This window comes from Streptomyces sp. NPDC048002 (genome assembly GCF_040653275.1).
Classification (GTDB): domain Bacteria; phylum Actinomycetota; class Actinomycetes; order Streptomycetales; family Streptomycetaceae; genus Streptomyces.
In genome coordinates this window covers 547,762-574,272 of sequence record NZ_JBEZNL010000001.1, presented here as the reverse complement: position 1 = coordinate 574,272, position 26,511 = coordinate 547,762, and the positions used below count along the sequence as shown (strand labels likewise).

Here is a 26,511-nt window from a genome sequence, read left to right as displayed (position 1 = left end):
TTGAAGTCGTCTTGCCGTGGGGGCTGACGGTTGGTGATCGTCGCGGTAGGCCGGAGGTATGAGGTATCCGCAGGGTGGGGGTCTGACCGCGGAGAGACAAGCGTTCCGCGAGCGGGTCCGGATGGAAGCGGTCGCCATGTTCGCCGACGGGCGGGGCAGTACGGAGATCGCGAAGGAGTTACGGGTCAGCGTTCGGTCGGTTCAACGGTGGAGGCAGTCCTGGCGGGAGGCCGGCCGGGACGCGCTCCGTTCCCGCGGTCCGGTGTCCCGCCCGAAGCTGAATGACCGGCTCTTCGCGATCCTCGAGGAGGAGTTGGTCAAGGGCCCGGTCGCGCACGGCTGGCCGGACCAGCGATGGACGCTCGATCGGATCAAGACGCTGATCGGCCGACGGTTCCACAAGTCCATGACGTTGTCCGGGATCTCCCAGATGCTGCGGCGGCATGGCTGGAGCCATCAGGTTCCGGGCCGTCGCGCGGTCGAGCGCGACGAGGCAGCCGTTGCCGGCTGGGTGAAGGATGCGTGGCCGCATCTGGAACCACCGCGGCGGCGCTCGGGGCCTGGATCGTCTTCGAAGACGAGGCCGGATTCTCGATGACGCCGCCGACCTCACGCACGTGGGGCAGACGCGGATCCACCCCGGTTATCCGGGTGAGGGGCCGTTCCCAGCGTCGCTTCTCCGTGGCAGCCCTGTGTTGCTACCGGCCCGGCGAACGCTCCCGCCTGATCTACCGGCCCAAACGGCATACCGACCATAAGAGCGGCGGCCGCAAGAGCTTCGCCTGGACCGAGTACCGCGACCTCCTCATCGCCGCCCACCAGCAGCTCGACGGACCCATCGTCCTCATATGGGACAACCTCAACGTCCACAAAGACCGCCGCATGAGGGCCTTCATCGACGCACAGGACTGGATCACCGCCTACCACCTGCCGCCTTACGCACCCGACCTCAACCCCGTCGAAGGCATCTGGTCAGTACTCCGCCGGACCACCCAGGCCAACACTGCCTTCACCGACCCCGACGACCTCATCCGCCGGCTACGGCACGGCCTCCGCCAAATCCAATACCGCAGCCACATCATCGACGGATGCCTCACCGGGACCGGTCTCACACTGACGACATCACGCCTGCAATCTCAGTAGTGGCCGCCCGACCGGGCGGCGCAGCGTCCTGGACGAGCACACGGCCTACCTCCTCGCCCGCTTCAACGAGGGCTGCACCAGAGTCGACCGCCTCCGCAAGGAACTCGACGAACGCGGCTTGAAGGTCAGCGAGCGCACGGTCCGGCGCTTCGTCCGCAATCTCAGGCAGAACGATCCGTCCGACGCCACCACACCGGTGCCCACGCTCGCGAGGTCACCACCGTCGTCCTCACCCACCCCGACTACCGCACCGAGGACAACCGCGTCACCCTCAAGGAACTCCGGGACCGCTGCACGGACCTCGATACCGCCTGCGACCTGGTCGCCCGGTTCGCTGAGATGCTCGTCAACCTCCGCGGCGAAGAGAAGCTCGCGGTGTGGGTCACGGACGCCGAGAACAGCACCCAGCCTGAGCTGCGAGGATTCGCCGCCGGGTTACGCAAGGATTGGGATGCCGTCATGACCGGCCTCAGCCTGCACTGGAACTCCGGCCCGGTCGAAGGACACGTCAACCGGGTCAAAATGCTCAAGCGACAGATGTACGGCCGGGCCAAACCCGACCTCCTCCGCAAGCGCGTACTCCTCTACCGCTGAAGATCAACTTCACGGGATTCACTGAACTCGGGACAGAGCCGGAACGCGTGGCGACTTGTGCGGTGCTTCGGGGACGCTGGCCGGAAGAGCCGTCCTGAGCTTCGCTTGTGCGGTGGAAGTGCAGGACGCCGAGAAGTCGGTGTGGCGAACGCCTAACAGCCCTCGATGGAGCGGGATCGAGGAGGACGCAGCCGGATGGAAACGGATAGATATGTCCGATCCTTTGGCATCGTCGCAGGTGAGACGCGTCACTGAAATGGGTTCGAGTCCCACCCGCCCCACCGCGCACTCCTCGTGCAGAAACGATGCGGCCCGCGGTCCGCGTCCGGATCGGCCGGTGTGGGCCGATATGGACCGGGGAGCCCCGGCGGGCGCCTCCTGGAGGCGGCGGGGGCCCCGAGTCGGAACCTTGCCCTGGTGAGGGCGTCGGAGCCCGCAGGGAGCCGCCTGAAGCGCCGCCCCGGGGCCGGAATGGCTCACTAGGGTGCCGGCATGAGGTACAGCGAACTTGAGGTGGAGATAGGGCGCTTGGTCGCCGCCGCGCCCGAGCACGGTGTTCGTGCCTTCGGGGCGGACACGGTCACCCGTCTGGCGAGGGCGGACCGGCTGGACGACGCCGACGAGGACGAGCTCACCGAGGACGCCTGGGCGGCGCTCACCGGCGCGTGCGCGAACGTCCTGACGATCGGCGCGGGGGAGTTGCGCCGGGCGCTCACGACGATCGACGAGGGCATTCTGGCGGACGGCGATCTGGACACCGAAGTCGTCGCCGTCATCAGTGCGTTGGAGCACTGGCAGGGCTACCTGGAGGGCGACGGGCGCGACCAGATCCGCGAGCTGGCCCTGCGCGCGATCGAGGACGTCGACCATGAGGTCTCCGCCGCCCTCGACGACTTTCTCGCCGCACCGGAGGTGGCCGCCGAGTACGCGCGTCTGCGGCGGTTCCTCGCTCCCCGCGCGGAGCGGTGACGGGGCAGGCCGACGCGGTGAGCCCGGTCGCGCCGAGGGCGCGACCGGGCTCACCGGTGTGTATTGAGGGAGGAGTGCGGGGGGTCCTACGTGGCCAGCGGGTCCAGGGTCAGGGGGGTGATCCTGCCCTCCAGCATGGTGCCGAGGCCCTGTACGGCGCACACGTCCGGGCGTTCGGCGATGTGCACCGGCATCCCGGTCGCCTGCCGCAGCATCTGGTCGAAGCCGGGGAGGAGCGCGCTGCCGCCGACCATCATGATCCCGCGGTCCGCGAGGTCGGCGACCAGATCGGGCGGGCAGTCCCGCAGCACCTTGCCGATGCCGTCGAGGACGGCGGTCAGCGGGGTCTGGATGGCGTTGCGCACGGCGGCGGTGTCCACCTGCACCGTGCGGGCCAGCCCGGTCGCCACGTCCCTGCCGTGGATCTCCGTGGAGGTCGGGCCGTGCGGCGTCAGGCCGTTGCCGGACAGGGCGACCTGGAGCGGCCGTACCGACTGGCTCGGGAGCATCAACTCGTGCTGGTGGCGCAGGAGCTGGACGATCGCGTGGTCCACCGCCTCGCCGCCCACCGGGATCCGGTCGGCCGTCACGATCGAGCCGAGGGAGAGCACGGCCACCTGGGTCGCGGCCGCCCCGCACACCATGATCATGGTCGCCTCGGGCCGCTCCACGGGCAGCCCGCAGCCGACGGCCGCCGCGATGAGCGTGTCCACCAGTTCCACCCGGCGCGCGCCGAGACCCACCAGCGTCTCGATGGCCGCCCGCTGGGCCAGGGGATCGGCGTCGTGCGGGGTGCAGGCCGCGGCGCGCAGCCGGGGCTTGCGGCGCAGGGTGCGGCGGATCTTGTCGCCGAGCAGGTGCCGCAGCATGCGCTGGGCCATCTCGATGTCCACCACCGTGCCGCCGGAGACGGGGCGGACGACGCGGATGTAGCTCGGGGTGCGGCCGGTCATCTTCTCGGCGAACTCGCCGACCGCGATCAGCGCGCCGGTCCGGGTGTTCACGGCGGCGGCGGAGGGCTGGTCGACCACGAGCCCGGCGCCCTTCACGTACACCCGGGTCCGTGCCGCGCCCAGGTCCACGGCGAAGTGGCAGCGGCGCAGCTGCTCCAGACTGGCGGTCATGGCGGGTCCTCCCGAGAGCACAGACCGTGGGCCGCCGGGTGGCGGGCCTCATTGGCATCGTGCGGGGGCGGGGGAGCGGGCGCGTGTTGTGGTGGGCCGGGCGGGGCGCCGCTGAATGGGGGTTTTGCGGCTTATGTCTGATGTAGGGGTGGTGTAAGTGTGATCGGGGGCGGTGGTCGGTGGGCGCATGGTTCCCGCGTTCGGGGGAACACGGACGGAGCCGCCTCCCTGGGACGGGGAGGCGGCTCCTTGTTCGGCGGTCCTCTGCCGTCAGACCAGCCGGCCGATGAAGTGGACCAGGCCGGCGAGGACGTCGGTGAGAAGGTTCATGATGGTGCGTTCTCCTTGCAGAGGTATCTGTGGGACTCGCGCCGGCCACGGTCTGCAGCCCGTCGCTCGCGCACCGTAAGTATCGCCCGCGCTGCGCCGCACGGGTGATCTCCTGAGCGACGATCACCTGTTCAAGGGAACAACTGATCCCCTGTTCGGGTCGGAGCGATACCCCGGACCACTCCCAGCTCCACCAAGTCCTGCGGGCGGACGCCGAGTTGGTCCGCCGTCGCCTCCACCTCCCCGGCCGGGCGCTTCAGGATCGCCGCCGCCAGCTCCGGCGCGATCACCGAGAAGTAACTGTCCGGAGCCGCCCAGGTGTTGCCCGGTGCCGCCAGTGCCAGCGCGCCGCCGGAGCCGCCCTCGCCGATCACCAGCGTGGTGACCGGGGTGCGCGCGGCGGCCACCGCCGCGAACAGGTCCGCGATGGCCGCGCCCGCCCCCTGCCGCTCCGCCTCCGCGTCATTGGCGGCGCCCGGTGTGTCCACCAGGGTCAGCACCGGGATGCCGAGCCGGTCCGCGAGCCGGACCAGCCGGGCCGCCGTGCGGTACCCGGCGGGCCGGGTCGCCGTCCCGGTCTGCGCCGCGTACGCGACGGTACGGCCCTGATGCGTGCCGAAGCCGCACAGCATGCCCTCCGGGTCGGTGCCGCCCGCCCGGTCACCGCCGATGGCGGCCCGATCGGTGAAGTAGGCGTCCAAGTACCGCTCCGCGCGCGGACGTTCGGGGGACCGCGCCCGCCGCACCGCGTCCCAGCCCGTCGCCGGCAGCTCCGCGGAACCGAGCGCCGCCGGGACCGGGGCCGGCGCGGTGGAGGTCCCCGTCAGCAGCCGCAGCCACCTGCCGAGCGTGCCGCGCAGCTCCTCGGGCGGCACGAGCGCGTCCGCCGCCCCCGCCGCGACCTGCGCCTCCGCCGTGTACGCCGTCGGGTCGGCGTCCGCCGGCCGCACCCGGGACCCCGCGAAGCCGACCTGCGCTCCGGGCAGCGCCAGCACCACGTCGGCGCCCGCGCCCAGCGTGGCCCAGCCGCCACCGGTCGTGGGGTCCCGCAACACCGCGAGCTGCGCCAGCCCGGCCTCCCGGGTCAGCACCGACTGCCGTGCCACCCGCTGGAGTTGGGTCAGCGCGGGCACACCCTCCTGCATCCGGCTGCCGCCCGTCGCGATCAGCGGCACGACGGGCAGCCGGTACCGGCGGGCGTGCTCGTACGCCGACTCCAGGCGGTCACCGGTGCGTTCGCCCAGCGAGCCGCCGAGGAAGCCGAACTCGAACGCGATCAGCACCGCGCGCGTCCCCTCGACCCGCGCGGTGCCGCAGACCACGGACTCCTCCTCGCCGGTGCGCTCCGCCGCCCGCAGCCGGGAACCGTCGTAACCGCGCCAGCCGAGCGGCCCGTCCGGCCCGGAGTCCCGTTCCGGAGCGGGCAGTTCGACGAAGTCGTCGCAGACCAGGGCGAGGAACTCGCGGGCCCGGAGCCGGTCAGCCACGGCTCAGCGCCCGCTTCATGATCTTCCCCATGTCGTTGCGGGGCAGCGCCCCGAGGTGGTGCACCACGCGGGGCCGCTTGTGCGGGGCGAGCCGCCGCGCGACGTGTTCGGCCAGCTCCTCCAGACCGGGCGGCGCCGCGGGATCGGCCGGGACCACCCACGCCACGATCCGCTCACCGAGGTCCGCGTCCGGCTCCCCGGTCACCGCCGCCTCCCGCACCGCCGGATGCTCCAGCAGCGCGTTCTCGATCTCCCCGGCCCCGATCTTGTAACCGCCGCTCTTGATCAGGTCGGTGGCCTTGCGGCCCACGATCCGGACGTACCCGTCGGGATCGCGCACCGCCATGTCCCCGGTGCGGAACCAGCCGTCCGCGGTGAACGCCTCCGCCGTGGCGTCGGGCCGGTTGAGGTACTCGGTGAACAGGTTCGGCCCGCGCACCTGGATCTCGCCCACCGTCTCCCCGTCGTACCCGGCGATCGGCGTGCCGTCCTCCTCCACCAGCCGCAGCTCCACACCCGGCAGCGGCACCCCGACCGTCCCCGGGCGGGCCTCACCGTCCGCGCGGATACCGGTGTTCATCAGCGTCTCGGTCATCCCGTACCGCTCGATCACCCGCCGCCCGGTCGCCGCCGCGATCCGTTCGTGGTCGTGGACGGGCAGCGCCGCCGAACCCGAGACCAGCAGCCGTGCCGCGCCCAGCGACCGGGCCAGCCCCGGGTCCTCGGGGAGCGCCTGGGCGATCCGGTGGTACATCGTCGGCACCCCGAAGAGCATGGTCGCGCCGTCGTCCAGCTCCCGCGCGACGCCCTCGGGGCTGAACCTGCCGAGGTGCCGCACCGAACCGCCGCGCCGGAGCGGGCCGAGGACGCCCAGCACCAGGCCGTGCACATGGAACAGGGGCAGCCCGTGCACCAGGACGTCGTCCCCCGTCCACTCCCAGGCGTCGGCGAGCGCGTCCAGGGTGTGGGCGACGGCCCTGCGGGGGATGACGGCACCCTTGGGCGGGCCGGTGGTGCCGGAGGTGTACACGACGAGGGCCGGGTCCTCGCCGGTGGCCGGTGCCGGGCGGTGCGCGCCGGTGGCCCGTACGTCGACGTCGACGCGCTCCAGGCCCTTGAGCGCGGGTGGCAGTTCGTCACCGGGGGCGGCGAGGGCCAGGTCCGGCGCGCTGTCCGTCAGGATGTGGCCCAGTTCCGTACCGCCGGACTTCGGGTTCAGCGGCACGGCGGCGATCCCCGCCTCCAGCGCGGCGACCACCGCGACGGCGGTCTCCAGCTCCGGTGTCGCCCACACCGCGACCCGGCCGCGCCCCGCGATCCGGTCCGCGAGGGCGCCGGTCGCGGCGGCGAGTTGCGCGTACGTCAGGGACCGCGCGCCGAAGCGCAGGGCCGAGCGGTCGGCCGGGCCGTCGGCCAGGGCCGGGAAGAGAGAGGACACGCGTCGTATCTCCTTTGCTGTCACCGTCCGTCCCGCACCACGATGCCGCGCCCCGCCCGCGCAGGACGGCAGATTGCGCCCCACCGCACCGCCCTGTGCCCCTTATCACCCCGCGTGACGGGACCCGCCGTCCGCGGCCGCCGCCCGTACGGCCTCCACCACCCGGTGGGTCGACCCGGGATGCAGGAACAGGAACAGGTTCGGCTCGACGAGTTCCAGTTCCATCACCCGTGGCTCCCCGTCGTCCCCGTCGACGAGGTCCACCCGCGCGTACAGCAGCCCGGCCGCGTCCGGCACGGCCGCCAAGGCCCGCTCGGCCACGGCGAGTTCGGCGGGGGACGCGGTCCAGGGCTCCAGGCCGGGGTGGGCCACCTTCTTCGCGTCGAAGTCCGTGCCGGGCGTCAGCACCGCCTGTTTGCGGCTCGCGTGCAGCAGCCGCCCGCCGAAGAACTGGAGCGCCCGCTCCCCACGGGTGTCGATGCCGCGCACATAGGGCTGCACCATCGCGGTGAACCCCTCCTCGTGCATCCGTGCGAGCTGCCCCAGCGCACGGTCGCGCTGGTCGGGGGTGTACCGGGCGGCGTAGCGCGCGCCGGCGCCGGAGGTGGGCTTGACGACGTACTCGTGGTCGTCGGGCAGCTCGGCGGCGGCACCCGGCGGCAGATAGCGCGTGGGTACGACCGGCACGCCCGCGGCGGCGAGGTCCCCGAGGTACCGCTTGTCGAGGTTCCACCGCACGACCGGGGCCGGATTGGCGAGCCGGGTGGCCTTGCCGCACCGCTCGACCCAGTCCAGGAACTCGGCGGTGCGCCAGCTGTAGTCCCAGGTCGACCGGATCAGCGCGAGATCGTAGGAGGCCCAGTCGACGCCCTCGTCGTCCCAGTACACGATCTCCGCCTCGGCACCGGCTGCGGCCAGCGCGTCCCGCAGCACGGGCAGGTCGCGGTCGTGGCTGGGTTCGGGCCGGGGATCGTAGGTGACCAGGGCGATACGGGACACGGCGGGCTCCAGAGTCGGGGACGGACCGCCCGCAGGCTAACCACGTCCCGCGCGCCCGCGACAACCGAATTCCCCGGCCCCGGCCCCGGGCGGGCTACGGCCGGTTCGGCGTGGGCGGGTGTTCCGCCGGGCCCACCGAGACGCGTTGGAGCAGGCCCCAGGTGAACTCCGCCGTGCACGCGTGGCGGGTGCCCTCCGGGGTGGGGGCCGTGAAGGCGAGACCCCAGCGGGTGGGGGCCGAGCCCTCCAGGGGGCGGGCCGGGGCGAAGGCGCGGGCCGCCTCGTCCGCGGTGCAGGACCAGGGGGTCAGGTCCGCGAGGGTGCGCAGCGGCGGCGGCTCGGCGCCGGGGGCGCGGACCAGCCACTCGTTCCACACCGTGCCGCCGCCCGGCGCGAGCAGCGCCTCGAAGCGCAGCGTGGGCCAGAGCGGGACCGGCCACAGCCACGCCTCGCACTCCAGGTCGCCGACCTTCCGCGTCACCACCGACTCGGGCGCGCCGAGGACCGAGCGGTAGCGGGAGGCGGCGGTGCGGGCGCGCGGGGAGCGCACCATCGCCTGCCATCTCTTGTTGGCCTCGCGCATCCCGGCCACCGGGACGCCCAGTTCCTGCCGGGCCCGCTCCACCAGGAGCGGGTTGTGGTCGGCCATCCGGCGCAGCAGGACGAGCTGGAAGTCGAGCGGGCCGAAGGGCCTGGACACGGGCTCAGTGGACGGCATGCGACCCATGGTCGCGCACCGGCCCGCCGGGGCGGCGGCCGTCCGGCAGGAACAGCACCGAGTTGACGTACCGCGGTCCGCCGCCGGGCAGCACCCGACGCAGCAGGCCCCGGGTGACGACGTGCGCGGCCTCGGCCTGGTGCGCCCTGAGCGGGAACCCGTCGAGCGGCACCCAGTGCGCGCCGGGCAGCACCCAGCCGCGGTAGCGGAGCAGGGAGAGATAGGTGACCACGGGCTCGACGGGCTGGATGCGGCACTCCAGTTCCACGAAGAGCGCGGGGCGGTCGCGGGCCAGGATGCCGGTCGCGCCGCGCAGCACGGCCAGTTCGCTGCCGTCCACGTCGATCTTGATGAAGCCGACGTCCCGCAGCCCCAGCTCGTCCAGCGTCACACAGCCGACGTCCAGGGCGCGGCCGTGGATGTCCCGGCGGACCAGGGAGGACACCCCGCGGTCGCCGGCGTCGCCGGGCGGCAGCCAGAGCCGGGCGGTGCCGGGCCGGTCGGAGGCGGCGGCCTGCACCACCCGGACGTTCGGCGGGGCGCCCGAGGCGAGCAGCCGGGCCAGCCGGGGGACCGGTTCCACGGTCACCACCCGGCCGACGCGCCGGGACAGCCGGTGCGTCCACGGCCCGTACCAGCCGCCGACGTCCACCGCCGTGCCGCAGGTCGGCGGGCACAACTCGTCCAGCCGGGCCAGTTCGGGCTCGAACCGCGGGTAGACCGCGCGGGCCGCCGCGGCGACCAGGCGTGCGGGCAGCAGCGGCGCCACACGGGCCGCGAGGGTCCTGCTCATGGCACCATCCGTTTGAGGAGCGCCTCGTGTTCGTCGTCGCCGACCTGCTCCCCGGAGGACGGCAGCAGTTGCGGGATGCCGTCGACGATCGGGTAGCGGCGGCGCAGTCTCGGGTTGTACAGCGCCTCGCCCGGATCGGCGGGACCGTCCGGCGGGAGCAGGTGCAGCGGCCCCTTGTCGAGCGGGCAGGCCAGGATCAGCAGCAGCGGGTCGTCGGGGTTCACGGTGGGGTCAGCTCCTTGGCGCCGAGGGCGGGTGGGGTGCGCGCCGGCCGGTCGTGCCGGGGCATGGACAGCAGGACGGCGACGGCGAGCGCGATGCCCGCGACGCGCAGCGTGAGCCGCAGCGGGTCCTCCGGCAGCGCCTCGCCGAACGTGAGCGTGCCGAGCACCGCCGTGAAGAGGCAGGTCACGGTCGTGCACACCGGAACGATCAGCGAGGCCCGGCAGCGCTGGAGCGCCGCCTGCGACATCACCAGACCGAACGCGCCGGTGAACAGCAGCAGATACGGGTACGGCGAGCGCAGCAGTCCGGACAGCGCCCCGCCCCAGCCCTCGGCGGACAGCCGGCTCGACACCCCTTTGATGGCGAGCGAACTGACGCCGTAGAGCAGCCCCACCGCCACGCCGTACTCGACCCCCGTGGTGGGCAGCCGGTGCCGGTGCCGGGTGCGGCGCTCGGCGGAGTTGTAGAGCCACACCCCGGCCGCCAGCGTCGGTACGCAGACCAGGAGGATCAGCGGGTACGGGGCGTCCTGGCCGACGGCCTCGCCGCCCTCGGGGCCCTCGCGCAGCGAGAGCACCACCATCAGCAGGGCGGCGAGGATCGCGACGAGCGCGTACCGCTCGCGTCCGGTGGTCTCCTCGCCCAGCAGCCGCGCGGAGAGCAGCACCAGCAGGACCAGGCCGGAGACGAACAGGCCCTGGGCCGCGGCGATCGGCAGGGTGCGGTACACGGCCAGCTGGGCGGCGAACCCGGCGGCCAGGGCCAGGGAGCCGCCGATCCACAGCGGGCTGCCCAGCACCAGCCGCAGCAGCCGGGCGGGTTGCCGGACCGTCACCTGCGGCAGCGCGGCCAGCGCCCGTTTCTCCAGGACGAATCCGGTGCTGTACAGGACGTTCGCCAACAGGGCCGCGGCCACTCCCCACCACATGGACTGCGTCCCCTTCCTAGGTCTTGCGCGCGGGTGTCTTCTGGGCGTGCAGCAGCAGGATCGAGGCGAGCGGGGGTCTGGAGCAGGCAAGCCGGTCGAGCGGGCGCAGCACCCGCGGTACGCCGTGGAAGGGGGCGCCGGCCAGCCGGACCACCTCGAAGCCGGAGGCGGCGACGAACTCCTTCAGCGCGCGGGCGGTGTAGAGGCGCAGGTGGCCCACCACCTCGCGGCCCGGGCGGCCGTGGATCGCGCGCAGGCTGACCTCGGAGAACACCGGCTGGACGCCCGCCAGCAGCAGACCGCGGTTGTACCAGGCGGCCAGGTTCGGGGTGGACAGCATCAGATGGCCGCCCGGCCGGAGCACCCGGCGGATCTCGTCGAGCGCCGCGTCGGGGTCCACCAGGTGCTCGACGACCTCGCTGAACAGCACCGCGTCGGCGGACTCGGACCTGAACGGCAGTCCGCCGTCGGTGAGTTCGCCGCGCACCGGGCACCACGGGAGGCGGGCGCGGGCGCGCCGCAGGGCGTCCTGGGACCAGTCGACGCCGATGACGCGGTGCCCGGTCAGCAGGGGGGCGGCGACGGCCGCGGCGGTGCCGTCGCCGCAGCCGATGTCGAGGATCGTGCGGGGGCCGTCGCCGCCCGTGCCGGGCGCGGCGAGGGCCGCCGCCAGCATGCGGGCCTGGCGGAGGCTGCGCGGGGTGCCGGAGGAGACGGGGACGGCGGGGTCCTCGTAGAAGTCCCGCAGGTCCTTGGGGGGCGCGGTGGTGGTCACCGGGACACCTCCGTGGTGTGCAGATAGTGCTCGAACAGGTCGCGCAGATGGACGCCGTCGCCGTGGCCGAGGAGCGCACGGGACCAGCGCAGGGCCAGGTGCAGGCGGCCGGCCGTGGAGGCGGTGGTGAAGGTGAGGCCGCGGGGCATCCGGGCCGGGGCGGAGAACCACACCGCGGTGGCGCGGCCCGCCTCCTCGCCGAAGTCCAGCGCGTACGGGATACGGCCGATGTTGCTCAGCAGGACCGTCGACGTCCAGGGGGCCGCGGCCCGGCGCAGTCCCCGGGTGAGCGCGGCCCGCAGGGCGACGGGGGTGACCGGGGCGGTCAGCAGGGCGGCGCCCCGGCCGAGTTGGGGGCGGGGCAGGGCCTTGAGCGCACGGGTCCTGGCCGCGGTGCGGCCGAGTAGCCCCGGCAGGTCGTCCGACGCCAACTCCTGCGGTGCGAAGGGTACTTCGACCAGTCGGGTGCCGTTGCCGATCGGCATCGTGAGGTCCCGAGGACGGTCGTCCACCGGCATGGTGACGCGCAACGGGCGCTGCGGTACGCCGTGTTCACGGTTCCAGTGCGCGATCGTCAGGGCCGTGGCCACCATGAGCTGGTCGTTGACCGTGTACGGGGAGCCCTTGGGGCGGTGCGGCAGCGGCAGCTCGGTGACGAGCATCCCGTTGCCGGGGGACGGCTCCGGAGTGCCGGGGGCGACCCGGGCCGGGCGGGACCAGTTGGACGGGGTGTCGGCGGGCGGCCCGGCGGCCTCGGCGGGCCGGGCGGGCGGTGCGGCGGGTGCGTTGTCGCGGCCCCCGTACACCTCCGCCGCGGTCGCCAGCACCCGCAGACAGGCGGGACCGTCGAGGGCGGTGTGGTTGATGGTGAGAAACAGCACGGTACGACGCCCCACCCCGCCCCCTTCCGCGCCGGTGGTTCCTCCGGCGCCGGCCGCTCCCGCGCTGCCGCCGCCCTGTGCCGTGCCGGCCGACGTGGGACGGGATGCCCGGGTCGCCGCCGCGCCGCGGATCGCCTCCGAGGCGGCCGACCCGCGGGCGGTCGTGGGTGGCTCGGGCCGAGAGGCGGGCGCGGCGCCCGCCCCGGTGGTGGGGGAGGCCGTGCGTGAGGGGTCGCCGCGGAGGCCCGGCGCCCGGGGCGTCCGGGAGTCCGGGGTGCCGGGAGGGGGCGGTGCCGGTAGCGCGGCCGCGGCCTCGCTGCCCTCTGGTGGGCCCGCGTCCCGGACGACCTCCAGGCGGATCGGCGGGGACGCCGACAGGGGCGGTACCGCGGTGAGGGCCCGGGTCCGGGCGGCGCGGAGCGCGTCCCGGCCCGGGGGTGGGAAGGCGACCACCTCGACGTCCGGTTCGCCGGTCAGCTCCCACTCGTAGCGCCGCCGGTACCAACGCCCCGGGGCCTCCCGCATCAGGACCCGTGGATGGCGGCGCAGCGCCTCCACGAACGCGGCCCGCAGCCGGTCCGGGTCCACCTGCCCGGGCAGGTGCACCTCGATGTGGACGGTCTCCGGCTCCTCCTCCTGGAAGCAGTGCCGGGCGACCTCGTCCACCACCGGGAAGGGGACACGGCCGGAGGGCCGCTGGTCCAGTGCCGTCATGCCCGCGCGCCCCCGTCCGTCTTCCCGTCCCCGTCGGCGTCCCGGTGCTCGGACCGCTGCCCGGCCCGCGGCTCCCGTACGCTCACGAGTGCCGCGAACAGGCCGATCAGAGCCAGGAGTTGAGCCGTCGGCCCGAACGCCCCGGTGCCGTCGCGGACCGGTTCGCCCGCGCCCGCCGCCGTCACCACGCCCGCCGCGACGAACGCCACCAGGGCGACGGGCACCAGCAGTTCGTGCCGTCTGCGGGCCAGCAGCGCCAGCGCCGGCACCAGCAGCGCGAACCAGCCCGCGATCACCGCGGCGACCAGGGTCAGCGCGACCGTGCCCAGCCACAGCCCCGGCAGCGGCGGCACCGGCTGCGGCTCGTCCGCGTTGGGTTCGCGGCGCCGCCACAGGGCCAGCCCCACCAGGGCCGCGAGCCCCACCCCGCTGCCGATCAGACCGGCCTCGTAGGTGACGGCGGGCTCGTAGGACAGCTTCACCGTGCCGCCCTCCCCGGCCGGGATCCGCCAGCCCTGCTGCCAGCCGTCCAGCCGGACCGGGGTGAGTTCCTCGCCGTTCAGCTCGGCCCGCCAGCCGTCGTTGAAGTTCTCGTACGTCGTCAGGTAGGACGCGGCGCCCGGGCCGACGGTCAGCTCGCGGCGGTCGCCCAGCCAGTCCTTCACGCCCAACTCACGCCCAGAGGCAGGCGATTGGGTGATCTCGCCCCGGGTCAGGGTCACCGCGGTCACGGTCAGCGGGCCGGCGTCCCCGGCCTCCACCCGGTGCTCGCCGGACGCCAGGTCCAGTCCGCTCTCCGGGCACAGGGTGACCTCGACCGGGCGGCGGTCCATCAGGTCGCCCACGGTCCCCTCGGCGCTCGTCTCGTACAACTGGCCGTCCACCGCGACCACCGGCCCCTTTCCGCACGGCAGCGAGAAGGCGCGGTCGGCCTCCGGCTTCGGGGTGCGGTAGGAGTCGAGCGCCGGGACGTACGCCTCGGTCAGACCCACCGGGAGCTGCATGTCCTCGTCGGCGAACGGGTTGTACAGGGTGAGCGGCGCCGTCTCGGTGACCGTGATGTCCAGCCGGTCCGTGGTGATCGCCGGGAAACGGACGTTGCCGTTCTCGTCGACGCCCGCGATGGCCGCGCCGTCCGGGGAGCTGATGTGCACCTCCGCCGGGCGGCTGGAGAGTCCGCCGGCCGACGGCAGCACGATCTCGTCGACCGCCTGCTTGCCCTCCCAGCTCAGATGGACGGTGGGCCGGTCGCCCGCGATCCACGCCGTGGTCAGGTCGCCGTCGGTGAGGTTCCGGGCGGACAGGCCCGCTCCCAGCCGTGCCGTGGAGTCGGCGGTCGCCACGATCCGGTTCTGCTGCTCGGGCGCCACCTCGTACAGCAGCCGGTCCAGCGCCTCGCCCGGCACCGGCACCGCGCTCGCCCGCACCTCGTACGTGCCCGCGGACCCGGTCGAGAAGGTCCGGTGCAGGCCCGCCTCGGTGCCCGTCGCGGACAGCCCGGTGGGGTCGGCCGCGCGGGACAGGGAGACGATCTCGGCGGCGGCCGAGGAGTCCTCGGCGTCCGTGGGCAGCCTGAGCAGCCGCGTCACCTGGACGTCGGGGAGCGAGATCTCGGAGAAGCCCGCCCCGGTCAGTCCGGTCCGGCGTTCCACCGAGTCGACGATCGTCAGCTTCATCCACTCGGTGGGACCGGCGGGCGCCTTGACGTTCTGCGCCGTGCCGTCGGCCTCCAGATAGCTCGTCCGGCTGCCCTGCTCGGTCTCCACCCGCACCCGGGTCGGCGCCGGCCGCACGCTCTCCTGCGGCAGCGGCGCCACCTCGAACGCGGACGGCATGTCGTACTTCCCGGTGAACCCGATCCGCAGCCACTCCCCGTCCGGCGAGCCCAGCGAGCCCTCCGTCCAGGCGGTGTCCGGGTTGCCGTCGAAGGCGTTCACCGGGTCGTACTGCGGGAGGTGGAACAGCCAGCTGCCGTACGAGGACGCCGACACCGAGCGGGCGCCGCGCAGTTCGGCCACCGTCTGGTGGTCCGGTCCGTCGGTCGGCAGGATCTGGTGCGGCTTCTCACCGGCGTCCTGCGTCGCGTCGGGCGCGTTCCGCTCGTCGGGGGTGTACGTGTACGACGTGTTGGCGTTGACCAGCCCGAACCGGGTGTCGGCGCGCCGCAGTCCGTCGCCGATCACCTGCACCGGCGGGGAGCCGAGCCCGGGATGGTTGTCACCGGTCAGCACGCTCGCCCGGCCGCGCAGCTCACCGGCGACCGGCAGCAGCGACTCGGGCCCGCCGGAGACCACGGCGGTGTCGGCGAGCGAGGTCAGCCCCGCCTGTCCGGGCCGCGGCACGTCCTGCGGCGGCTGGTAGATCTCCACCGCCCGCTGCCTCGGGTACAGGCCCTCCACCTGGAGCGGTGTGCCGGGGGCGATCACGCCACCGGTCCCGACCGGCCCGAAGCCCTTCACCCGCTCGTAGCCGGACTGTTCGAGCGTCCGCTTCACGATGGTGGTCGGTACGTTGCCGACCTGCGCGGGGTCGAGGTCGTTGCGGACGACGACGTAGTGGACGCCCGCGCGGCTCAGGAAGTCGGCCAGGCCCGGGACTTCGGCTCCGGTGGTCAGCGCCTGCTGCACGGCGTCCATGGCACGCCGGTTGCCGGCCGTGCCGAAGGGCACGTAGTCGCGCTGCGCCCAGCGGGAGTCGGCGGTCACGTCGAGCGGCTGGTCGATGGTGGAGCCCCAGGTGTGGATGCCGTGCGCGGTCGCGGGGACGACCAGGACCCGCGCGTCGGGGGAGTACTCCTCCATCCAGTCCGCCGTGGCCTCCCAGTAGTCGGGGATCTCCTTGAACGAACCCGGGTTGAGGATCGACCCGTTGAGGTACGGCCACATCAGCCCCGGCAGCACCAGCACCGCCGCGACGAGCGGCGCGAACCGGCGGCCCGGCACCGGACGGGCGCCGCGCGACTCGGCGGCCACCCCGACCAGATGGGCCAGGCCCAGCACCAGGGCCAGGGCGAGTCCGGTCTGGAACTTGTAGATGTTGCGGAAGGGCACCAGCCAGCCGTCCAGCCAGTCCTGCGCCAGCCCGTGGAAGGGCGCCCCGAACGAGCCGCCGTACCCGGCGAGCAGCACCAGCGCCACCGTCAGCACGGTCAGCACCAGCCAGCGCCGCTCGGGCATGTCCCGGCGCGCGAGGCCCGCGAGGCCGAGGCCCGCCGCCACCGCCGAGCCGAGGATCACCAGGACCGACGAGGCGACGGCCCAGCCGGCGGGCAGCCAGGCGTCCCCGAAGTGCAGATAGGCCACCCAGTTGCCGGCCCCGCGCAGTGCCTCGGTGGCCGCCATGGTCTCGGTGGTGGTCTGCGAACTCTCCACATAGGGTAGGAAGTTCTCCCCGTAGGCGCCGAGCAGCAGCAGTGGGATCAGCCACCACGCGGTCGCCAGGAGCACCCCGGGCACCCACCAGGCGATCAGCTTGCGCTGTCGCGGCCCGGACGGGCGGGACAGCAGGTACAGGCCGACCGGGAGCAGGGAGGCCAGGGTGGAGGCCGCGTTGACGCCGCCCATGAAGGGGATGACCAGCGCCGAGCGCACCGCCGCGATCCGCGCGCTGTAGCGCTCGTCGGTGAGCGGCAGCAGCACCCAGGGCAGGAACGCGCCGGGCAGCGCGGCGGCCGAGGTGGAGCCGATGACGACGGTGAACACCGGCCACAGCGCGTACGCGCCGGCGGCGAGCAGCCGGGAGGCGCCGCTGCCGACGCGCAGTCGCTCGGCGAGCCTGAGGGCGCCCCAGAAGGCGACGGAGACGATCAGTGACAGCCACAGCCGTTCCGCGAGCCACACCGGCAGCTGTACGAGGTCGGCCACCCAGTAGAAGGGGAGCATCGGCCAGAGGTAGCCGGCGTACTGGTCGGAGATGCCGCCGAAGCCGTTCTGGTCCTGCCAGAGCTGCCCCAGGTCGGACAGGAACCGTCCGGGATCGACGGTCACCCCGAGCTTGGTGTCGAAGGTCTGCCGGCCCGGGTGCACCGCGAGGAGGAGCACGAACACGACGGCCCAGAACCCCAGCAGCCAGCGCCGGGAACGCGGGCCCTCGGGGGGACCCGCCATGGCGGCGGTGGTGGGAACCGCCGCCGGGGGTGGAGCCTGGACCGTGCTCGTCATGGGGGACACCGCCGGAGGATGAGGAGGAGGTTCCAGGTGGCGACCTCGCGGATGCCGGGCGCCTTGACGACCGTCTCCGCGAGGAAGGGCCAGTAGCGGGAGCGCGCCGAGACGACCGTGACGTCGTCGCGGGCGCGGACCTGCCGCAGGGTGGGCCCGATGTGCACGGCGAAGAGGTTCTCGCCGAGGGTGTGCTTGGCGGGCCCGCCGGTACGGCGCCGGTAGCGGGCGCGGGCCCGCTCGGCACCCAGGTAGTGCCAGGGGGCCCATTCGTGCCCGCCCCACGGCGACAGCCAGTTGGTGAACGACACGTAGATCAGCCCGCCGGGCCGGGTCACCCGGACCAGTTCGCTGAGGAAGGTCTGCGGGTCCGCCACGTGCTCCAGCACGTTGGAGGAGAAGGTGACGTCGGCGACCCGGTCGCGCAGGGGGAGCAGATAGCCGTCGGCGACGACACTCCCCTCCGGCGGTTTCGCGCCCAGCTCGGCGAGGTCCGGCTCGAAGAGGTAGGCGTGCGCGCCGCGGCGCCGGAACTCCTCCGTGAAGTACCCGCCGCCGCCGCCGACATCGGCGACGATCCGCCCGGCGACCCGGCCGTCGTAGGACTCGACCTGGTCGACGGCGTCCCGGGCCAGCAGCGCGTAACAGGCCTCGGGGTCCTCCTGCTCGCGCAGGAAGGCGCGGAAGAGGCCCAGGGAGCGGCGCAGCGACGGATCCTTCACCGGTCTCATGACGGCCGGCCGCCTCGTGCGTTCTCCACGGAGCCGCCCCGTACGGTCTCCGCGGCGCTGCCCCGTACGGTCTCCGCGGCGCTGCCCCGTACGGCCTCCGCCGCGACGGCCCGGAACTGACGGACGGTCCGCTCCCAGCGGTAGCCGGCCGCGTGGTCCCGGGCGGCCTTGCCCATCAGTTCCCGCCGGTGGCCGGAGAGGGCGAGGGTGCACCAGGCGGCGGCGAAGGAGGACTCGCCGGAGGCGAGCAGACCGGTCTCCCCGTCGACGACGGAGTCCCGTAGTCCGGGGACGTCGAAGGCGATCGTGGGCGTCTCCCGGGCGGCGGCCTCGGTCACCACCAGGCCCCAGCCCTCCACCGCCGACGGATGCAGCAGCAGCCAGGCCGCGCAGAGCAGCCGGTGCTTCTCCGCCTCGCTCACATGACCGGTGAACTCGACTCCCTCACCGGCCAGTTGCTCAAGGCGTCGGCGCTCGGGACCGTCGCCGACGATCACCAGCCGCCCGCCGGTCACGGGCCGTACCCGCTCCCAGAGCCGCAGCAGCAGATCGATCCGCTTGTACTCGACGAGCCGTCCCACCGCGACGAAGAGCGGCTCGGCGGAGCGGTCCGCGCGCGGGCCCGGCTCCTCGACGCCGTTGTGGACGACGCGTATGCGTTCCCGCTCGACACCGATCGCGCGCAGCGCGTGCGCCGTGGACGGGGACACCGCGACGAGCAGACCGCGGCGGCGGGCACCGGTCAGTGCCCAGTGCTCCAGTCTCCGCCCGAGCCGGGCGGCCGGGGCCAGGGGCCCGCCGAACCGCATCTGCCACAGGTCGGTGTGGACGTGGTTGACCAGGCACAGCGTGGGACCGCGGTGCCACAGGGGAGCCAGGTACGGCACCCCGTTGCAGACCTCGACCAGCAGGTCGGTCTCGCCGACCTGGCGGGCGAAGGCGGAACGGGCGCGCAGGTAGTGGTCGTAGGCGCCGCCCGCCGACACGACCCGGTAGTCGCGGAACGGGGCGCCGCCCGCGAGGGTCGGTTCGAGGGTGGGCGAGGCCGGGCCGCCGCAGAGCAGGGTGACCTGGTGGCCGAGCCGGGTCAGGCCGTCGGCCAGCCGGTCGACGAGCAGTTCGGAGCCGCCGGCGGCCTGGTTCCCCAGGTCGCGGTGGGCGAGGAAAACGATTCGGCGCGGATGTGGGGGGAGCGCCGGAGGGTGCTGCGACTCCGTGGGGAACGGAGCGTGCAGCGGGGACGGCACGTGCTGGGGCATCGGTGCTCCAACATGTCTCGGGGTGCGGAACTCAGCGTGGGGTGGATCGCGCCGATCGTGCACGGACGGGGTGGGGTCGTGCGCGGTGGAGTGGGCCGGGGCGTACCGGCGTCGGACGTTTCTGTGGGGGAACCGGGGGCTTTCCACGGACTGGCTGTGGACGGGTTGTGCTCGGGTGGGGTGGACAGTTTTCGCCCCGCCGTTCGCCACGGCTACTCACCCGAGTGACAATTTCCGGCTTTATTAGAGCTGACGTCACGTCACATCGTGACCGGCGACCGGGGCGAACCGGAAGAACCAGGACGCTGCCTCCCCCGTACCACCAAAACGCCCCCCGCCGCGGCCAGGACGAAACCGGCCACACCCGCACCGATCGGCAGGGTCAGCCCCACCAGCCGCAGCAGCCCGCTGTCCTCCTCGGCCCGCTCCACCGCCTCCTTCTGCGTTGCAGTGGTGAACGAGATCTTCCGGCTGTCCAGCAGCACGGCGGCGTCCTTCTCCTCGCCCGGCGCGCGCAGGGTGCGACGCGGTCCCGTCTGTGCGTACAGCACACGGCCCGTGGACTGGTCGACCACCAACTCCAGGCCGTGGTTGGCGTACCACTCCTCGGCCAGCACCTGCGGAGTGTCGTCCATGCCGACGAGCCGCCCCGGCACCAGCCGCGTCCCGGTCTTCGTCGCCGGCACCGAGGCGGTGAACCGGTAACCGGTGTACCCCTGGACCTCCTTGGTGCCGCGGTAACTCATCGTGACCGTCCCGCGCAGGGTGTTGTCCCACCAGCGGTAGTCCCGCTTCTCCACGTCGAACGGGAACTTCAGGTACGCCTCGCCCTCGAAGTAGGGCTTCTCCTCGCAGCAGTGCACCGGCTTCGTGGTCTGCCGGTCCATCACCCAGCGGTGCGGGGAGAAGTCCAGCGCGTCGTAAGGGTCTTCGGCGGGCAGCGACTTGTCGGTGTCGACCGTGGTGATCACGTCCCACACGGCCTTGTCGCCGTCACTCTCCGCGACGTTTCCGCGTACCCGCTGTGTGACGGTGATGGTCTGGTCCGGCACGGTGGCGACCTTCTCCAGGTCGAACACGCTGCCGGTGCCCTTGTAGACGGCGGTGGTGTCGATGTCGATCGGGTTCACGGCGGCCCGCGGCTGTACGTACCAGGCGAGCAGGGGCGCCAGTACCAGCAGGAAGGTGCCGAGACCCAGCAGGATCAGCGAAAAGGGTGAAGCTGTACGGCGCATCCGGGCACTCCAGGGGCTCGGGACGACGCGACGGGGGAGGCGGCCGCGCCGAGGGGAAAGGTGCGCGTGCGAGAGGGGGTGCGGCGCGGTTCGGTCCGCGGCACCCGTCTGGGCCGGGAACCGTAGGCGCCCCTTGACGCGGTGTCAATGTCATGTTGACACTGGGGACTCGACAGGCAGGGACGGGAAGCCCGGGTGGGGCGACCGAACAGCGGCCATTCACGGCCGTCGGCCCGAAGCGGCCGTACAGAGAGGCTGACCCTGCGATGTCCAGACTGCTCGCCGCCGCGCTGACCGTCGCGCTCGCCGCCGCCCTGGCGGTCGGTGCCGCGCTCGGCGTGGTCGCCCTGCTGGAGGCCACCCCCGACCAGCCGAACAATCCCCTGATCACCTACGAGCAAGTCGGCCAGGGGAGTTGACCGGTGCCGTCCGCAGCCCGCACCGACGCCCTCTCCACCCGCTCGGCCTGGCACGACGTCCCCCGGCTCCAAGTGCGCCGCTTCGCCGCGATCGCCATGGCCGAGGCACCCGAACTCGCCGAGCAGATCATGACCGAGATCCGCCGCGAGTACCCCCATCTGCCCGTCGTGCTCGACGAGTCGGGCGAGCCGATGGCCCTCGTCGGCATCCGCCGTGCCATCGAGGTCTTCGTCCAGCACCTGGAGACGGCGGAGGGCCGCCCGACCGTACCCCCCGGAGTCTTCCAGGACTTCGGCCGCGGCGAGGGACTCAACGGCCGCAGCCTCGACTCCCTCCAGGCCATCTACCGCATGGGCGTCCGGCTGGCCTGGCGCCGTTTCGCCGACATCGGCCAGCGCGTCGAGATCCCGCCCCCGGCGATGTACGAACTCGTCGACGCGGGCTACGAATACCTCGACGGACTGGTCGACCAGTCCGTCCGCGGCTACGCCGAGGCCGCCGCCCGCCAGGCGGGCGAACGACTGCGCCTCCAACGCCGCCTGATGGAATGGCTGTTGGCCGAGCATCACCGCGGCGACCCCGCCGACGCCCTCTCCGAGCGGGCCGCCCGCATCGGCTGGCCGCTGCCCGGAAAGGTGGCGATCGGCGTCCTGCTGCGCCCCGCCCGGGAGGCGGTGGCCCCCGCCGTCGGCCAAGGTGTCCTCCTCGACATGGACTACGAACAGCCCCGCATGGTCGTCCCCGAACCGGACGCCGCCGGCCGCTCGGAGCTCCTCCACCGGGCCCTGACCGGCTGGTCCGGCGCGATCGGCCCGCCCGTGCCGCTCGCCCACGCGGCCAAGTCGCTCCGCTGGGCGGAAGCGGCCGTACGCCTCATGGAACGCGGGCTGCTACCGGCCGGCGAGGTCCTCTACTGCACGGAACACACCGAGGCGCTGGTCCTGCTCCAGCCCGAGGAACTCATCGACGACCTGGCCGTACGCTGCCTGGCCCCCCTCGGCCACTGCGGCCCCACCCACGGCCGCCGCCTGGCCGAGACCCTGCTGGCCTGGCTGGAGACCAGGGGCGGCGCCCCGGAGGTCGCGGCCCGCCTGGGCGTCCACCCCCAGACGGTCCGCTACCGCCTGCGCCAGATCCGCGAACTGTGGGGCGACGAGATCGACGACCCGGACCGCCGCTTCGAACTGGAACTGGTGCTGAGGGCCCAGCGGCTGCGGGGGCGACTGGGCCTCTCGTGAGCGGCCCGGGTCAGGTCCGCCCGGCTCCCACGGGCAGCCGGGCGAGGTCGTTGCCCACGATCACCCGGCCCGAGTAGCCCTTGCTCGCCCTGGTGTGCCAGGTCGAGTCGGGGACCACGTTGGTGGCGCCGGGCACCAGATGACTCAGTACCAGGGTGCCCACGCCCGCCCGTTCGGCGATCGGGCCCACCCGGGTCACGTCCGTGTGACTGATCTCCATGTGCCGCATCTGCGCGGGCCGCAGCCCGCCCAGGGCCAGCGTCGGGAGGTCCATCACCTCGTGCACCAGGACGTCCGCGCCCTTTGCCAGGCGCGCCACGTTCCCGCACGGCGCGGTGTCGCCGCTGAACACCACCGAACCGTCGGCCGTGTCGAAACGGTAGGCGAAGGAGGGGAACACCGGCGGATGCTCGACGAGTACCGCCGTCACCCGGACCCGGTCGTCCCGCATCACCTCGAACGGTTCCATCGGCGGCGCCATCAGCCCGCGCGGCCCCGCCCCCTTCGGCAGCGGGACCCGCACGTCGTGCGGGCGGATCAGGGTGCGCAGGTCGGGCCAGCCCTCGCTGCGCATGCGCACGTTGACGTCGTACGCGGTGGCGGCGATGTGCCCGGCGATCAGCTCCTCCGTGCCCGGCGCCGGACGCGACGGGCAGACCGTCCGCACCGCCCGCCCCTTGGGCCGGACGGCGGGCAGGGTTCCTGCCGAACCCGGACCGTGGATGTGCACCGGGCCGCCCAGCGGCTGGAACCCGCCGAACCGCAGCCACAACAGGGCGTACAGGTCCGCCAGATGGTCGGAGTGCAGGTGGGTGACGAAGACGGCCGTCAGCTGCTCCGGCGTCAGCCAGGCCTGCGCGTACCGGCCGAAGGCCCCGGGGCCGCAGTCCACGAGATAGGCCCGCCCGTCGACCACCAGCGCCGAGCAGATCCCGGACCGGCCGTGCATGGGGACCGGGCCGCCGCCGGTGCCGAGCAGGATCAGCTCCGTGCCCCTGACCGACCGGGCGGCGGCCCGCGCGGGGTGCGGGGTCGGCGCGGCGGCGGCGGTGGTGAGGGCGGAGGCGGCAGCGGCGGTGCGCAGCAGGGTGCGGCGGGTGGGTGCGGTGGGGCTGGCCTCGGTCGTGGGGGACGAGGGCATGGCGGCTCCCGGAGGGGTGAGGGGGTACGGCTGCGGGTACGCGTTGGGGCGCGCGTCAGGTGCTGTTGGTCTTCCTTGCAGTGAACGGTGGTGGCGCCCCGCGGGCTTTGGGCCGGTGGCACAGACTCCGGCCGCCGTTTGGGACCGGGGGCCATGCCCGGTCCGGGGCTCCGGACCGTCACGGCCCCAGCAGCCGGGCGATCTCCAGTGCCATCCGCAGCTCCAGCGCGTCCGCGCCCAACGGCCGCCCCCACACCTGCACGGCCCGCCGCACCCGGTACGTCACCGTGTTGCGCGCCACGAACAGCCGCTCGGCCGCCCCTTGCGGACTGCGCCCCTCCGCGAGGTACACCCGCAGGGTCTCCCGCAGCTCCCGGGTCCGCGGATCGTCCGCCCCGAGTGCCCCCAGCACCCGCGCCGCGAACCACCGCGCGTGCTCCGTGTCCGAGGTGAGCAGTGCCGCCGCGCTCACCTCGGTGTAGTCGCACAGCCAGCCCGAGCCGCGGAGCCGGGCCACCCGCTCGGCCTCCCGGGCGCAGCGATGGCTGCTCCGGAAGCCCTCCACGCCGTAGGCCACGGGTCCGATCGCCGCCCGCAGCGGCCGGCGCTCCGGGACCAGCGCGGGCAGGGCGGCCAGCGCCTCGCGGGCCGGCTCGGCCGGCCAGCAGGCCCAGGCCCACAGCTCGGTGGGGTCCGCCGTCACGGCCAGCAGGTTCTCGCCCCCGGCCGCGCGGCACAGGTCCGCCGCCAGCCGGCGCAGTGCGTCGGCGGAGGTGTCCGGGGAGGGTGAGGTCACGATGAACGCCGTGTGATGGCGGGCGAGTTCGTAGCCCAGCGTGCGGGCGGCGACCGCCCCGCCGATCAGCCGTCCGGCGAGCAGGTCCTCCACCGTCCGGCGCCGGGCGGCCTCGGTGCTGCGCCGCCACCGGTCCCGTTCGGCGACGTACTCCTCGGCGAGGGTGCTGGCCTGGACATCGGCGTACACGAAGAGCAGTTCGCTGATCCGGCGCACCTCCCGGGCACGGATGTGGGCGGGTTCCCGGTCCAGGGCCGCCATCAGCCGCGCGTGCAGATGGGCGTGGCCCAGCCGCACCCCGCGCAGCACCTGCTCCAAGGGGATCTCGCGGCGGGCCAGTTCGGCGTTCCAGGCCACCGCCTCCGGGGCGACCAGCGAGGCGGTCGGCTCCGGTTCGGTGACGAGGCCGCGCAGCGCCGTCAGCACGGTCGCCTCCACCGCCCGCCGGAACTGCGGGTACGCGCCCGGGGTGCCGTGCTCGGGCACCTGCCGCACGATGTGCGCGGCCATGTCCCGGGCCACCTCCACACCCCAGCCGACCGGTCCGGGACCCAGCGGCCGTTCCGCCAGGGCCAGCGTCTCCGGTGGACACGCCGGTTCCGGCGGCACCGCGGACGGCGCCAGCCGCAGCAGCCACGTGGGTCCCGAACCGGTGGTCGCGCTCACCGGGCCAGTACAGCAGACGGCGTGCGCGAGGGTGCTCCGCTCGTCACTACCGGGCCACCGCCAGCCCCCGCGAGCGCAGCACCCGCCGCTCCAGCGGCGCGAACAGCAGCAGGTCGACGGCGATGCCGACCACCAGGATCTCCCCGATGGCGGCCAGCACCAGGGCCATGTCCTGGTAGGTGCGGGCGTTCTCCAGCAGTTGCCCGAGCCCGAGCCCCAACTCGGGCGAACTGGCGATGAGTTCGGCGGCCATCAAGGAGCGCCAGGAGAACGCCCAGCCCTGCTTGAGCCCGGCCAGGTAGCCGGGCAGGGCCGCGGGGAGCAGGACGTACCGGACCCGGGCGAACCCGGACGCGCCGAGGACCTGTCCGGCCCGCAGGTAGAGCGGCGGGACCTGGTCCACGCCCGCCAGCAGCCCGTTCGCGACCGAGGGCACCGCGCCCAGCAGGACGACCGCGTAGATCGTGGCGTCGGTCAGCCCGAACCACACGACGGCGGCCGGCACCCACGCCACCGACGGCAGCGACTGGAGCCCCGACAGCACGGGACCGAGCGCGACCCGCAGGGTCCGCACCGCGCCGAGCAGCAGTCCCAGCGCGGTGCCGAGGGCGACGGCCGCCGCGAAACCGAGGGCGCCGCGCCACATGCTCGTCCAGACCGTGGAGAACAGCGTGCCCTCGTACCACTGGTCCGACAGCGCCCGCCCCACGTCGGCCGGCGAGGGCAGCAGATAGTCCGGTCTGATCTCGGCCTCGTACGCCAACTGCCAGGCGAGCAGCACCAGGACGACGGCGGCCACCGGTGGCAGCGCCCGTTCCCGGAGCGTCTGCCGCAGTGGAGTCCGGGCCGCGGTCGCCGTGCTGTCCAGCGCGTCGAGACCGGCCTCGACGGCCGCGGTGTCCCGGTCCTCGCGCCCACCCTTCCCGGCCGCCACCGTCTCACCCGCGCCCATGGCGGCGGATCTCCTCCCGCAGGGCGTCGGTGATCCGCGCGGTCAGCGCGGCCTCCGGGAGGCCGGTGTCGGTCCACTCGCGGGCCACCCGGCCGGGGCGGGAGGAGAGCAGCACGATCCGCCGGCCGAGCCGGACCGCCTCCCGGACGTTGTGGGTGACGAAGACGACGCTGAGCCCGTTCTCCGCCCAGACCCGCTTGAGTTCGTCGTGCAGGACGTCCCGGGTGATGGCGTCGAGCGCGGCGAACGGCTCGTCCATCAGCAGGACGTCGCTGTCCTGGGCGAGCGCGCGGGCCAGGGCGACCCGTTGGCGCATACCGCCGGACAACTCGTGGACGCGTTTGCCGTGGGCGTCCTTCAGCCGCACCAGTTCCAGCAGCCGGCGGGCCTCGTCGTGCTGCTCGCGCCGGGGCACACCGCGCAGCCGCAGGGCGAGTTCGACGTTCCGGCCCGCCGTGAGCCAGGGGAACAGGGCGTGGTCCTGGAACATCAGCGCGGGCCGTCGGCCGCCGGTCACCTCGATGGCGCCCGCGGACGGCCGGTCGAGTCCGGCCACCAGGTTGAGCAGGGTCGACTTACCGCACCCCGAGGCCCCGAGCACACAGACGAACTCCCCTCGGTGGACGGTCAGTTCGATGTCGTCCAGGACGGTCTGGCGCCGACCTGCGGTGTCGAACCACTTGGAGACGTGGGTGAGCCGTACGGCTGGTTCCGCCACCTGCGCCAGAGCCAGGGGGCGGGCCGGGGACGAGGTCCGCAGCGCCGTTTCTGACATGTCATCACATCCTTCGCTGT

Annotated in this window: 24 protein-coding genes; 6 read left to right on the top strand and 18 right to left on the bottom strand. The window is 73.7% G+C overall.

Going from position 1 to position 26,511, the window contains the following annotated elements; translation table 11 throughout:
* Positions 1–58 precede the first annotated feature (58 nt).
* The 4 genes from AB0E07_RS02580 to AB0E07_RS02565 all read left to right on the top strand — a co-directional run bounded on the left by AB0E07_RS02580 (position 59) and on the right by AB0E07_RS02565 (position 2,706).
* Entirely contained in the window at positions 59–598 is a 540-nt protein-coding gene (locus AB0E07_RS02580; protein ID WP_362245559.1) for a winged helix-turn-helix domain-containing protein, read from the top strand.
* Entirely contained in the window at positions 595–1,143 is a 549-nt protein-coding gene (locus tag AB0E07_RS02575; protein ID WP_362245771.1) for a transposase, read from the top strand. Before AB0E07_RS02580 ends, AB0E07_RS02575 begins: the two co-directional genes overlap by 4 nt.
* Positions 1,144–1,215: 72 nt before the next feature.
* Positions 1,216–1,737, top strand: coding sequence for a transposase (locus AB0E07_RS02570; protein WP_362245769.1), 522 nt, complete (start codon positions 1,216–1,218; stop codon positions 1,735–1,737).
* 492 nt (positions 1,738–2,229) lie between these two features.
* Complete coding sequence (locus AB0E07_RS02565; RefSeq protein ID WP_362245557.1) at positions 2,230–2,706, top strand: hypothetical protein; 477 nt, start codon at positions 2,230–2,232, stop codon at positions 2,704–2,706.
* An 86-nt stretch (positions 2,707–2,792) separates the two neighbouring features.
* On the opposite strand, the gene AB0E07_RS02560 is transcribed toward AB0E07_RS02565, so the two are convergent.
* From AB0E07_RS02560 to AB0E07_RS02495, 14 genes are all read right to left on the bottom strand, one after another.
* Positions 2,793–3,830, bottom strand: a complete 1,038-nt coding sequence (locus AB0E07_RS02560) for a rod shape-determining protein (protein ID WP_362245555.1) — start codon at positions 3,828–3,830, stop codon at positions 2,793–2,795.
* Positions 3,831–4,291: 461 nt separating this feature from the next.
* A complete protein-coding gene (locus AB0E07_RS02555) occupies positions 4,292–5,647 on the bottom strand; it encodes a carboxyl transferase domain-containing protein (RefSeq protein ID WP_362245553.1) in 1,356 nt (451 codons plus the stop codon).
* Positions 5,640–7,085: an acyl-CoA synthetase gene (locus AB0E07_RS02550; RefSeq protein ID WP_362245551.1), complete on the bottom strand. Its 1,446-nt coding sequence runs from the start codon at positions 7,083–7,085 to the stop codon at positions 5,640–5,642. The genes AB0E07_RS02555 and AB0E07_RS02550 overlap by 8 nt, the downstream gene beginning before the upstream one ends.
* A 105-nt stretch (positions 7,086–7,190) precedes the next feature.
* A complete protein-coding gene (locus tag AB0E07_RS02545; protein WP_362245549.1) occupies positions 7,191–8,084 on the bottom strand; it encodes a hypothetical protein in 894 nt (297 codons plus the stop codon).
* A 94-nt stretch (positions 8,085–8,178) separates the two neighbouring features.
* A complete protein-coding gene (locus tag AB0E07_RS02540) occupies positions 8,179–8,811 on the bottom strand; it encodes a hypothetical protein (protein ID WP_362245547.1) in 633 nt (210 codons plus the stop codon).
* Positions 8,789–9,595 carry an FkbM family methyltransferase gene (locus tag AB0E07_RS02535; RefSeq protein WP_362245545.1) on the bottom strand — a complete coding sequence of 269 codons (807 nt, stop codon included), beginning with the start codon at positions 9,593–9,595 and terminating at the stop codon, positions 8,789–8,791. Before AB0E07_RS02535 ends, AB0E07_RS02540 begins: the two co-directional genes overlap by 23 nt.
* Positions 9,592–9,819 (bottom strand): Trm112 family protein, encoded by a 228-nt coding sequence (locus tag AB0E07_RS02530; protein WP_362245543.1) that lies wholly within the window; start codon positions 9,817–9,819, stop codon positions 9,592–9,594. The genes AB0E07_RS02535 and AB0E07_RS02530 overlap by 4 nt, the downstream gene beginning before the upstream one ends.
* Positions 9,816–10,736 (bottom strand): hypothetical protein, encoded by a 921-nt coding sequence (locus AB0E07_RS02525; protein WP_362245767.1) that lies wholly within the window; start codon positions 10,734–10,736, stop codon positions 9,816–9,818. The genes AB0E07_RS02530 and AB0E07_RS02525 overlap by 4 nt, the downstream gene beginning before the upstream one ends.
* A 28-nt stretch (positions 10,737–10,764) precedes the next feature.
* Positions 10,765–11,523, bottom strand: coding sequence for a class I SAM-dependent methyltransferase (locus AB0E07_RS02520; protein WP_362245541.1), 759 nt, complete (start codon positions 11,521–11,523; stop codon positions 10,765–10,767).
* A complete protein-coding gene (locus AB0E07_RS02515; RefSeq protein ID WP_362245539.1) occupies positions 11,520–13,118 on the bottom strand; it encodes a condensation protein in 1,599 nt (532 codons plus the stop codon). Before AB0E07_RS02515 ends, AB0E07_RS02520 begins: the two co-directional genes overlap by 4 nt.
* The gene (locus AB0E07_RS02510; protein ID WP_362245537.1) at positions 13,115–17,278 is read right to left on the bottom strand and encodes an alpha-(1->3)-arabinofuranosyltransferase family protein; all 4,164 of its coding nucleotides are present in this window, start codon (positions 17,276–17,278) and stop codon (positions 13,115–13,117) included. The genes AB0E07_RS02515 and AB0E07_RS02510 overlap by 4 nt, the downstream gene beginning before the upstream one ends.
* Complete coding sequence (locus tag AB0E07_RS02505; RefSeq protein ID WP_362245535.1) at positions 17,275–18,009, bottom strand: class I SAM-dependent methyltransferase; 735 nt, start codon at positions 18,007–18,009, stop codon at positions 17,275–17,277. Before AB0E07_RS02505 ends, AB0E07_RS02510 begins: the two co-directional genes overlap by 4 nt.
* Positions 18,006–19,268 (bottom strand): glycosyltransferase family 4 protein, encoded by a 1,263-nt coding sequence (locus tag AB0E07_RS02500; protein WP_362245533.1) that lies wholly within the window; start codon positions 19,266–19,268, stop codon positions 18,006–18,008. Before AB0E07_RS02500 ends, AB0E07_RS02505 begins: the two co-directional genes overlap by 4 nt.
* A gap of 260 nt (positions 19,269–19,528) precedes the next feature.
* Positions 19,529–20,503 carry a DUF3068 domain-containing protein gene (locus AB0E07_RS02495; RefSeq protein ID WP_362245531.1) on the bottom strand — a complete coding sequence of 325 codons (975 nt, stop codon included), beginning with the start codon at positions 20,501–20,503 and terminating at the stop codon, positions 19,529–19,531.
* A 266-nt stretch (positions 20,504–20,769) separates the two neighbouring features.
* On the opposite strand from AB0E07_RS02495, the gene AB0E07_RS02490 reads away from it, so the two are divergent.
* Both AB0E07_RS02490 and AB0E07_RS02485 read left to right on the top strand, forming a co-directional pair.
* Complete coding sequence (locus AB0E07_RS02490) at positions 20,770–20,922, top strand: hypothetical protein (protein ID WP_362245529.1); 153 nt, start codon at positions 20,770–20,772, stop codon at positions 20,920–20,922.
* A gap of 3 nt (positions 20,923–20,925) precedes the next feature.
* A complete protein-coding gene (locus AB0E07_RS02485) occupies positions 20,926–22,161 on the top strand; it encodes a helix-turn-helix domain-containing protein (protein WP_362245527.1) in 1,236 nt (411 codons plus the stop codon).
* Positions 22,162–22,171: 10 nt separating this feature from the next.
* Here the strand turns inward: AB0E07_RS02485 and AB0E07_RS02480 are convergent, their stop codons facing one another.
* The 4 genes from AB0E07_RS02480 to AB0E07_RS02465 form a co-directional block, all read right to left on the bottom strand.
* Positions 22,172–23,302: an MBL fold metallo-hydrolase gene (locus AB0E07_RS02480; protein WP_362245525.1), complete on the bottom strand. Its 1,131-nt coding sequence runs from the start codon at positions 23,300–23,302 to the stop codon at positions 22,172–22,174.
* Between the two features lie 178 nt (positions 23,303–23,480).
* On the bottom strand, positions 23,481–24,764 hold the full coding sequence (locus tag AB0E07_RS02475; RefSeq protein ID WP_362245523.1) for a helix-turn-helix domain-containing protein: 1,284 nt from the start codon (positions 24,762–24,764) through the stop codon (positions 23,481–23,483).
* Between the two features lie 46 nt (positions 24,765–24,810).
* On the bottom strand, positions 24,811–25,716 hold the full coding sequence (locus AB0E07_RS02470) for an ABC transporter permease (protein ID WP_362245521.1): 906 nt from the start codon (positions 25,714–25,716) through the stop codon (positions 24,811–24,813).
* A complete protein-coding gene (locus tag AB0E07_RS02465) occupies positions 25,703–26,491 on the bottom strand; it encodes an ABC transporter ATP-binding protein (protein ID WP_362245519.1) in 789 nt (262 codons plus the stop codon). Before AB0E07_RS02465 ends, AB0E07_RS02470 begins: the two co-directional genes overlap by 14 nt.
* Between the last annotated feature and the right edge of the window lie 20 nt (positions 26,492–26,511).